The organism is Leucobacter sp. wl10 (genome assembly GCF_003569785.1).
Classification (GTDB): domain Bacteria; phylum Actinomycetota; class Actinomycetes; order Actinomycetales; family Microbacteriaceae; genus Leucobacter.
Genome location: NZ_KZ984002.1, coordinates 56620 through 66546, shown reverse-complemented (window position 1 = coordinate 66546; position 9927 = coordinate 56620). Strand labels below are relative to the sequence as shown.

7 protein-coding genes are annotated in these 9927 nt (G+C 66.8%); 1 reads left to right on the top strand and 6 read right to left on the bottom strand.

Going from position 1 to position 9927, the window contains the following annotated elements; translation table 11 throughout:
• A partial coding sequence (gene mobF, locus D1J51_RS13610) for a MobF family relaxase (RefSeq protein ID WP_119076067.1) occupies positions 1-3283 on the top strand: 3283 nt, incomplete at its 5' end.
• A gap of 71 nt (positions 3284-3354) precedes the next feature.
• On the opposite strand, the gene D1J51_RS13605 is transcribed toward mobF, so the two are convergent.
• The 6 genes from D1J51_RS13605 to D1J51_RS13580 form a co-directional block, all read right to left on the bottom strand.
• Entirely contained in the window at positions 3355-4359 is a 1005-nt protein-coding gene (locus tag D1J51_RS13605; RefSeq protein WP_119076061.1) for a DNA-processing protein DprA, read from the bottom strand.
• Positions 4360-4434: 75 nt separating this feature from the next.
• A complete protein-coding gene (locus D1J51_RS13600) occupies positions 4435-4776 on the bottom strand; it encodes a sulfate permease (RefSeq protein WP_119076059.1) in 342 nt (113 codons plus the stop codon).
• A 177-nt stretch (positions 4777-4953) separates the two neighbouring features.
• Positions 4954-5748, bottom strand: a complete 795-nt coding sequence (locus D1J51_RS13595) for a TatD family hydrolase (RefSeq protein WP_256386022.1) — start codon at positions 5746-5748, stop codon at positions 4954-4956.
• Positions 5694-7058, bottom strand: a complete 1365-nt coding sequence (qatC, locus tag D1J51_RS13590; protein ID WP_119076055.1) for a Qat anti-phage system QueC-like protein QatC — start codon at positions 7056-7058, stop codon at positions 5694-5696. Before qatC ends, D1J51_RS13595 begins: the two co-directional genes overlap by 55 nt.
• Positions 7055-7780, bottom strand: coding sequence for a hypothetical protein (locus tag D1J51_RS13585; protein ID WP_119076053.1), 726 nt, complete (start codon positions 7778-7780; stop codon positions 7055-7057). Before D1J51_RS13585 ends, qatC begins: the two co-directional genes overlap by 4 nt.
• Positions 7764-9806 (bottom strand): KAP family P-loop NTPase fold protein, encoded by a 2043-nt coding sequence (locus D1J51_RS13580; RefSeq protein ID WP_119076051.1) that lies wholly within the window; start codon positions 9804-9806, stop codon positions 7764-7766. Before D1J51_RS13580 ends, D1J51_RS13585 begins: the two co-directional genes overlap by 17 nt.
• Between the last annotated feature and the right edge of the window lie 121 nt (positions 9807-9927).

The following is a 9927-nucleotide window of genomic DNA, read 5'->3' as shown; positions in this document are numbered from 1 at the left end:
CCGCGCCTACCCGGTGTACAAGACCCCGGCCGAGCGCATCGCCGAGCGTGTCGAGGCTCTTGACGCGGATCTCGGCCCGGCCTCGCGTGCGGAAGCGATCGCCGAGATCGAGGCCGAAGAACACGGACGCGGAACGAGGAAGGCCGTCGCGGGATACGATTACACGTTCTCGCTGCCGAAGTCGGCGTCGGTGCTGTGGGCGGTCGCTGACGCCGGAACCCAGGCGCTCATCGCCGAAGCGCATCACGCGGCGATCGCCGAGGTGATCGACTTCATGGAACGAGAAGTCGCCGCGACCCGTGTTGGCATGACCGGCGCCGACGGTGGAGCGGTCGCGCAGGTCGATACCTTCGGTCTCGCCGCGACCGCCTATGACCACTACGACTCCCGTAGTTCCGACCCTCACCTTCACACGCACGTCGTCGTGTCGAACAAAGTGAAGACCACGCTGGACGGGCGGTGGCGGTCTTTGGATGGGCGGCCGATGCACGCCGCGACCGTCGCGCTCTCCGAACTGCACGAGGCGATCATCGCCGACCACCTCACCCGACTGCTCGGAGTGGAGTGGGAGGCGCGGGATCGCGGCCGCGACCGCAACCCCGCCTGGGCGATCTCGACGGTGCCGGAAGAGCTCGTGCTCGAGTTCTCCACCCGCGCCCGCCAGATCGACGCCGAGAAAGACCACCTCATCGCGGAATACGTCGAGAAGCATGGGCGGCAGCCCTCGGCCGCGGCGATCATCAAGCTCCGTGCTCAAGCCACGCTGTCCACCAGGCCCGAGAAGCAGGTGCGATCCCTTGCCGACCTCACGACCGAGTGGCGCAAGCGCGCCACAGCACTGCTGGGGCGGGACGCGTCGGAATGGGTGCGAGAGGCGATCCCGGCAGCACCCGCACGGGTGCTGCGCGCCGACGACCTTCCCTTGGATGAGATCGAGAAGATCGGCCGCGCCGTGATGGAGGCCGTTGGTGAGAAGCGGTCGACCTGGCACCGCTGGAACCTGACCGCCGAGGCCGCACGGCAGACGATGGAGTACCGCTTCGCGACAACACGGGATCGCGAGGCCGTCAGCGGGATGGTCGTCGATGCCGCCGAACACGCCTCGCTGCGACTGACTCCGCCGGAACTCGCGTCGACGCCGGCCCGGTTCCAGCGTCCGGATAGGTCGAGCGCGTTCCGCCCCCGCCACGGCATCCTGTATTCCTCCGAGGCGCTGCTCGATGCGGAGAAGCGGCTCCTCGAACGCTCCCGAACCCTGACCGGCCCCGAGCTCCCGCTCGCCCTCATCGAGAAGGTCACGAGACGCCCGGACAGGGAGGGGCGGATGCTCGGCTCTGACCAGGCCGACGCGCTCACACGGATCGCGGTCTCAGGCCGTCAGCTCGATCTCCTCGTCGGCCCGGCCGGCACCGGGAAGACGACCGCGATGCTCGCGCTCCGCACCGCCTGGGAACAGCAGCACGGCACCGGCTCCGTGGTCGGACTCGCCCCGTCAGCGGTCGCTGCGGAAGTGCTCGCCGGAGATCTCGGGATCAAGACCGAGAACACTGCACGGTGGTGGACGCTACACATCATGACCGGCAGCACCTTCCAGACGGGTCAGCTCGTGATCGTGGACGAGGCGAGCCTCGCCGGCACCCTCGCACTCGACCGCATCACCGGGGCTGCGGCGAAAGCCGGCGCGAAGATTCTGCTCGTCGGCGACTACGGGCAGCTCCAATCCCCGGCAGCGGCAGGTGCGTTCGGGCTCCTCGCCGGCGACCGCCCTGACACCCCGGAGCTTTCCACGATCCACCGCTTCACGCACGAATGGGAGAAGACCGCATCGCTACGCCTCCGCCTCGGAGAACCCGACGTGATCGATGTCTACCAGGACGCCGACCGGATCATCGGCGGCACCACCGACGACATGACCGCCCGCGCCTACGAGGCGTGGAGGGCGGACCGTGAAGCCGGGATCGAGTCGATCCTGGTCTCGGACTCCGGCGAAGCGGTTGCAGCGCTGAACCTGCGCGCCCGTACCGAGCTCATCCTCGCCGATGTCGTGAACCCGCTCCGAGGCGAAGTCACGCTGAACGGCGGCGTGCAAGCGGCTGTGGGTGACACGGTGATCACGCGGAAGAACGAGCGGAAGCTGCGCACCCGGTTCTCGTGGGTGCAGAACGGGAACAGGTGGACGATCACGAAAGTGCGCCCCGACGGATCAGTGACCGTGCGCCCCGCCGGCCCAGGCCGTGGCGAGTCGATCGTGCTCCCCGCCGACTACGTCGCCCAGCACCTCGACCTCGGCTACGCGGTCACGGCGCATCGTGCGCAGGGCATCACCACTGACACCTCCCACGTCGTGGTCGAGCCGACGACGACGCGGGAGAATCTCTACGTCGCCATGACCCGCGGACGCCAGTCGAATCAGGCGTACGTGGTCCTGAACCGGCCCGACGACCATGCCGCCCCGCACCCCTCGGACAGCCCCGACGCCACCGCCCGCTCGGTGCTGTTCGGAGTGCTCCAGCATGTCGGCGCCGAGCTCTCCGCCCACGAGACCATCACCGACGAGCAGGAGACCTGGGGGTCGATCGCCCAGCTCGCCGCCGAGTACGAGACCATCGCCGCGGCCGCCCAGCACGACCGGTGGGCAGGTCTCGTCCGCACCAGCGGCCTCACCGAAAGCCAGGCCGAGGCCGTCATCGACTCGGAAGCGTTCGGCGCCCTCGCCGCCGAGCTGCGTCGCGCCGAGGCCAACCACCACGACATCGACCGGCTCCTGCCACGCCTCGTCTGGGCGCGAGGATTCGAGGACGCCGACGACGTCGCCTCCGTCATCCACCACCGCCTCGCTCGGGCGACTGCCCGCCCGGCTGGGTCCGGGCGCAACCGCACGGCCTCGCGTCTCATCGTCGGCCTCATCCCACACGCCGACGGTCCCATGAGTCGGGACATGCGCGACGCTCTGGATGAGCGCCACCGCCTCATCGAGGCCCGAGCCGATGCCGTCCTCGACACCGCTTTGCAGTACAACGAGCCCTGGACCAGCGCGCTCGGGCCGATGCCGAACGACGCACCCGGGAAAAGTCTGTGGCGGCGGCGTGCACGGGTGATTGCGGCCTACCGCGACCGGTACGCCATCACCGACCCGATGCCTCTCGGCGCCTCACCCGATTCGACCGCTCAGAAGATCGACCGCGCCCGCGCGGAAGCAGCACTTCGTGCACTCAACACTCAACCGAGTCCGGCTCCGGAGCGGCGATCGGCACAGCGGATCACCCCTGAACGGGGCTTGTAGGCGGGCTCCCGCGCAGAGAGGGCCACGCACCGACTCGTGTGTGGGGCCCTCAGGGGAACGCGGGTGGTGGCCTACATGGATCGCGTGTGCCCGGTCCCGTGCGGCGTCGGCGGGCGGGAGAACTCCGGGCCCAGCTCCGAACGTTCGACTCCATGTTCCGGTGGGCGACGGGTCAGGTGCTCGACGTCCGTGGCATTCGTGACGACATGGGCTGTCCCATCGCGCAGCAGCATGTGTGGTCCCGCGCTGGTCACCGAGGTCACCGGACCGGGCACCGCGCCGACGCCGCGGCCCAGCACGCGCGCTTCGGCCGCGACACGGAGTGAACCTGAACGCGCTCCTGCTTCCACGACGACGCTGGCTTCGGACAGAGCCGCCATGAGTCGTCCGCGGGCCAGGAACCGATGCCGCGTTGGGGTTGCGCCCGGCGGGATCTCGCTCATCAGCAGGCCGACGTCCGCGACACGGTCCAGCAGTTCCCGGTGGCCGGCCGGGTAGGGGCGGTCGACGCCACCGGCCAGTACCGCGATCGTGTCCCCGCCCGCAGCCAGAGCGGACCGGTGGGCCGCGCCCTCGATCCCATATGCGCCCCCGGCGACGACTACATGCTCGTTTCCGGCGAGATCGGCGGCCAGCTCGCCAGCCACGTGTTGTCCGTAGGAGGTTGATGCTCGCGCGCCGGTGATCGTCACGAGGTCCTCCATCGGACGTGCGAGGAACGATGTCGCGCCTCGTGCCCACAGCACGTACGGGGTGCGATCACCGAGGTCTGCGAGGGTCTTCGGCCAGTGCTCGTCATCCGGTACCAGCACGGTGAAGCCGCTCTTCTCGATGCCGTGCATCCGCTTCGCCACATTTTCCAGTCGGTGTGGTAGCGCCAGGCGATCACGCCACATCGTGGCGTCCACACGGTTCATCCCTGGGATCGTGTCCCCGTCGTCGATGAGCCGCAGTGTCTCGATCGCACCGACGTGGGAGAGGACACGGCCGGTGACGGGATCATCTGGCTCGGCAAGGATCGACAGCAGCATGCGCGCGGTGCGCTCGTCGTGGGCCAGGTCGGTGATCGCGGACATGATCTGGGCTCCTTCTCGGTCGGATGACGTCGAGAAGGTGCACGGCACCGGTCAGAGGCGGGTATGTGCGGGCGGTTACGCCGCGACGACGGAATGGCGAGCGACTCGGCGATCCCGCCACTCTGCGGCCCGGACGCGGAGCAGCAGCACCAAGCTGACCGGGCCCATGATCGCGAACTTCATCGCGTTCCAGACGCACAGCAGCACCAGCAGATGCAGCCAGCCGGGTCCGCCATCCTCGATCAGCACTCTCAGGATGCCCGCGACGTACAGGTAGGGGATGACCAGCAGCATCGCCGGGAGCCCCCACTTGAGCCCGCGGCGGGTGCGAATTGCATCGAGCACGATGTTCGTGGGCATGGAGCGGCGCAGGAAGTAACGGGTGTGGACGCTGGCGGTCCAGATCAAGCGGAACATGAGCGCAGTCCTCTCCTCGTCTCCGGCGACAAGGAATCAAGAAGGACCGCTCCGGCCGTGGCCGTCTGGTCGTCCCATCGCGTCCGGCGATGGTCAAGCAGGTAGAGGCCGCCTACCATCAGGTTACTCCCACCGCTCTCTCTGTGGAAGGGGGCGCCAGCCCAACGTCTGGACGGGCTATCGAGTGCTCGACAGGAAACGTTCTTGATTCGTGACGAGGACGCGCGTCGAATCCTCAAGGTCCGTGCCCCACACGCGCGCGAGGGCGAGGGCTACAGACTCGAGTTCGTCTGGGTGGACCGGGCGTCCGCCGTTCTTCGCATACGGTCCGTCGGTCTCCAACAGGACGCGATCGCGAGGAATGGCTTGGATCAGCCCTGGGAACTTGCGGGATCGTGTCATCGCGATGTTGATGGAGAAGTAAAGCCCCGCCTGTAGCGCGTCGTCAACGAGACCCAGGGGGCCGGTGTACCAGTGCAGGATCGCTGGCAGCCCCGCGTCGGACAGGCGGCCGATGACGTCCTTCTCGGCGCCTCGACTGTGGACAGTCAAGGGGTGTCGTCCGGGTTGAGCTTCCGTCAGCACGACGTCGAAGACTCGCTGCTGAGCCTTGGCGGTGGAAACACCCGCCCGTGAGTAGTCGAGACCGACTTCACCGATCCAGCGTGTTTGTGGAACGAGACGGAAGAACCGAGCGAGGTCGTTCGGACTGAACGAGGCCGCACGGAGCGGGTGGAGACCGAGGGCCACGCGGACATGGTCGCGTCGGCCCAGCCGTGTGCGGAGTCGTCGGTACTCGTCGGGGTCCTCGGTCACCGCAACGATCGCTATCCCAGCCTCATCCGCCGCGCGGAGCATCGCGACGGGGTCGGCGTACGCGGCCACATGGCAATGGGTATCGAGGAGGCGCGCTGGAGTCACTTCAGCCCCTGCACGATCTTGGCGGTGGCGCCGGTCGCTCCGTCGAGCCATGCTCGAAGTTCGTCGATGCCACTTCGCCACACGCGTAGGAACGCGCGGTGCTCGCTGCCTGGGATCGGTCCGTTGCGGAAGATGTCTCGGTCTGGGCGGTCGGCGTAGACACCGTTGATGACTGCACGCAGGTCCGCGGCGCGGCGCGTGTTTCGGTCGAGGAGATCCTTGCCGCTGAGCGCGTCCCACGCGTAGCCGTCGGCGCTGTCCCAACCGACATGGGCCATGGACGAGCGGCGGATGAGGCAGGGGAAGCAGTATCCGCAGTTCCCTTGGTCTCGTTCGGCATAGCGCGCGGCCTCCGGGTGGGAACAGGAGATGCTGTCGGGCGCTAGCGAACGGAGCAGGTCGGGGTTCTTGGAGCCTGCGAGGATTTCCCCCTTGGTCTTCAGGCGGAACGGGTTCAGGATCGGGTTGCGTACGCCGACGCTGTCGGCGGCATCGCGGAGCAGGCTTAAGAACTGCGGGTGGGTCGTGCGGGTGCTGTAGCTACCGGATCGAGCGCGGGTGAGGGGGACGTTGATGCCGATGAATCCGTTCTCCGGGATGTATACGGGCACGTCGGGGCCTACGGACGACGCGAGGGCAAGGCCCGCGGTGAGGAACAGCATCGACCTCGCTCGAGTCGTTGTTTCGCGTCCTTCAGGGAGAGGACGTGCTTGCCCGGCGGAGGCAGGGGCTGGCCGAAGAAAGAGGCTGCGGACTTCCAGGCGCTCTGCGCCGTAGTGGGCGCGAAGCGCGGCGATCAGTGTTTTCTGCGCGGTGGAAGCTTGGTCGCCCTCGTTGTGGGAGATGAGACAGAGACGGCGGTCCTGGTCTTCTTCGAGCAGGTCGATGACGCCGGTCAACGAGTCAAGACCTCCGGAGAAGAGGCTGACGGCATCGACTTCCGCGACAGGGGTGACGTCGTCGGGCACGCCTCGCACGCCGTCCAACGGTGATCGGCTTTCGCTGTAAGGCGTCAGTTTCCAGCGGTCACCGGTCAAGAAGTCGAGTGTCTCGCTCCACGGCCCTTCGCGCCAGGAGTCGACCTCTGCCACCGGCAGTTCTGCAGAGAGTTCACGTGTCCATACGTCGGCTGCGGTGTCGCGTCGGGTGGCTTTGTCCATGCAGTAGACGGAGGCGCCGAGGAGAAAGAGATCCAGAGCCTCTCTCGGAGCTCGCCAACCGTTGAAGAACCGCGACCCGGCACGGCTCCCGAGTTGAATCGTCGACTCCGCGCTCCCGGGTATCCAGTCGAGTAGTCGTAGTTCTTCCGGCCCGGTGGGCGTTGCGGCGTCTGGGTGGGTGCGGACTCGGTAACTGGTCATGTGCGCTCCTGGTCTTCGAGGGCGGACAGGAGTTCGTAGGTCGAGGCGATGGAACGCTCGGCGATGGTCCGCCCCTCTGCGCCACTCCAGTCGACGGAGAGCGGATCGGCCGGCAGCTCGATCGCCACTAGATCGGCGATGATCTGACGCATTTCCTGGTCTGCCTTCCGCATCGCGACCGGATCGGTCAGTCGACTGAGTCGTTCCGCGACGACGGGGACGCGGTTGTATACATACAGCGCTAGGAAGCGCTCCAGGATCATGCCCAGTTGGTCACGGTCCACACTGACCTGATCTAGCTCCTCCCACGCGTCGGCGTCGCCGAAGACCTCGTCCAGGACGTCGCAGGCGGCGTCGCGCGCCGCGCCGGAATCGAGGTCGTCGCCGGTGCCGGCGATGTAGGTGACGAGTTCGTCCAGGACGGTGAAGCGGTCCTGGCCGACCAGGTGCCCGAGTCCGAGCGCTGTGAGCGTCTGTCCTGGGGTCCCCGTTCCCAGCCCTGCGAGTAGGCCGCCGAGCCTGGTGATGCCCGAACGTCCTGCACGGGCTGAGGCCGTCGCACCGCCCGCGCCCCCGAGGAGAGGGACGTGTCGCGCGAGAACGCGATGGGCTCGCCCGGCCGAATCGGTCCGACCGAGCCCACGAACGTAGGCGTTTGTCGCGTGTTTGAGCGGTGTCCAGTTCCCGCCGGTACCCGCAGCTCGATCAGCTGACGTTCCCACTGCCCGCTCCCTTCGCCCTGGCTGACGCCTCCCGAGCCCTTTTCACGACGGTGCTGAGGCCGACGTTGTCGCTGTCCTCCCAGCGCTGCAACAGCGCGGTGACGTCTGGATGGTCGCGGGGAAGGCGGCGGACCGCAGCGGTTCCAGCCCGTTGAGGGATGGATGCCGGTGGTACGCGTTGGAGCGCGGCGCAAACGACGGTGACGATGTCCGGGTTCTTCTCCGCAAGCTCCAGCGCGGCCGTAAGCGCGACGGACCCTGGATCGCGTTGAACGCGGTCGAGTAGCGCCTCGACGAACTGCATTCGCTCGGTCGAATCCAGTGCTGCCACGGTTGGGTAGTGGCTGCGCCGGTTCGCCTCGACATCGGACTGTACGTCGGTGATCAGTCGTTGCAGATGCGGCGCGAGTCGCGACGCGGACACGCCGAACGACAGCTTGTCGCGCGAGTATGTGAAGTAGGGGCGCAGGTCTGTGCCCGCAAAGGGCGGGTCGGCTCTCAGCCACTCGGCGATGTGATTCTTGTCTGCCCAGGTCTCCGCGTCAGACAGTTGGCTGTCGGCCTTCGGTTGTGTCGTCGGATTCTTGCGTTGCTTGGGCTCAGTTTCGGACTTCCTGCCAGACGTATCGGGGGTCTCGGGAACTGGATCGGTATTGCTCTGGCTTCCCCTAGCCCGGGCCTCAGCGGCGACGATCTCGGTGCATGCCCCCTCGGCTGCCATCTCCCAGTCAAAGAGCTTCTGGAAGTCGGTGTTGTACTGATCTTCCAGGACCATGAGCTTCGCGAGCACGGGCAGCTCGATGGGTGCGCCGCGTCGGGTTGCGCTTCGATGCTTCAGGAGCAGGTTGTTCAGGAACCGCTTCAACTGTCGGGGATTGCCGCGCAAGGATGCTCCGAGGACAGGTGAAATGTCGGCGGCCCACTTCAAGTCAGCAGCGAGACCGGGTGGGATGTCGTCGAGCACGGTCCCGGCGATGCCGGTGTTGAACGCGACCGCGAGACCGTTCTCGCGCCGCACCTCCGACGCCTTCTCAAGAACCTTATCGAAGGAAGACTCCGGCAGGTGTAGCTCCGCAAAGAGCAAGTTGACATATGTTTCGGCTTCTGGCTCCGCCAAGGGAGGGATCGCGACCTTGAGCTGGAGCATCTTCTCCAGGTAATCGCGACCGATGCCTGCCCCGTCGGGCTTCTTGAGCTCGGGATAACGCGAGTCGATCGCCGACTCGACGACGTTTTGATTCAGCGCAAGCACATACGCGGTCTTGGGAGTGTTCAAGAACAGTCGGATCGCCTCGAAGGTGTCGACAACCGTCTCGGGCAGGCACCGGTCGAGGTCGTCGATGAACACGACCACCGCCTCGCAGTCCGGAATCTGCTCGACCAACTTCGCGAACTCCCGACGGAACGCATCGACATCGCCTCGGGGTGTGGACGGCTCCGTGGCGGCTGCATCTTGCCTCTCATCAGACTCTTCGAAAGCAGCGTCGACCTGCTTGGCGGCGGCACCTGTTAACGCCGTCGCCACCTGCAAGGTGCCGGGGTCCATGTCCGGCATCGAGCCTTGGATGAACAGCGGCACGACCGTTGGCGCGGCAGCAGTCGCGGTTCGCCCGAGCCGGCGTCCCCACCGACGCAAGCCAGCAACGATCGCCCGGAGTTTGCTGACTTGTTCGGCGGCCTCCGGCACACGAACCGCGATCGTGTCCAGCACGGCGGTCATCAGCGCGATCTTGACGTCGTCGTGATCCTCGTATTGCCAAGGGCTGAAGTCGACGGTCAAGTACGGCGAGAGACGCTCCGCGTCCTGACGGTCGCTCTGCGCGTGCTGGTCGTCTTCTCCCCCGGGCAGAAGGGCGGCGAGTTCCTGCGCCGCGATCCGCATGAGACTGCTCTTTCCCGAGCCCCAATCGCCCAGCACCCCGATAGTCAGTGGAAGCAGCCGCGGTTCGGTCAGCGCGACGACGAGGCCGTCGACGAGGAAGTCAAAGCCCAGCAGATCGAGGTCCGCCTCGTTATCAGCCCACATGTGGATCTCCCGACGTCCGACAGGCCAGCGTCAGGAGGGATGACGAGATGGCTGTCGGAGTGCCCACCCAGTCGCCTGCGACTACATCGATCGTACGAGTTCGAGCCGCGCTTCGAGCGTG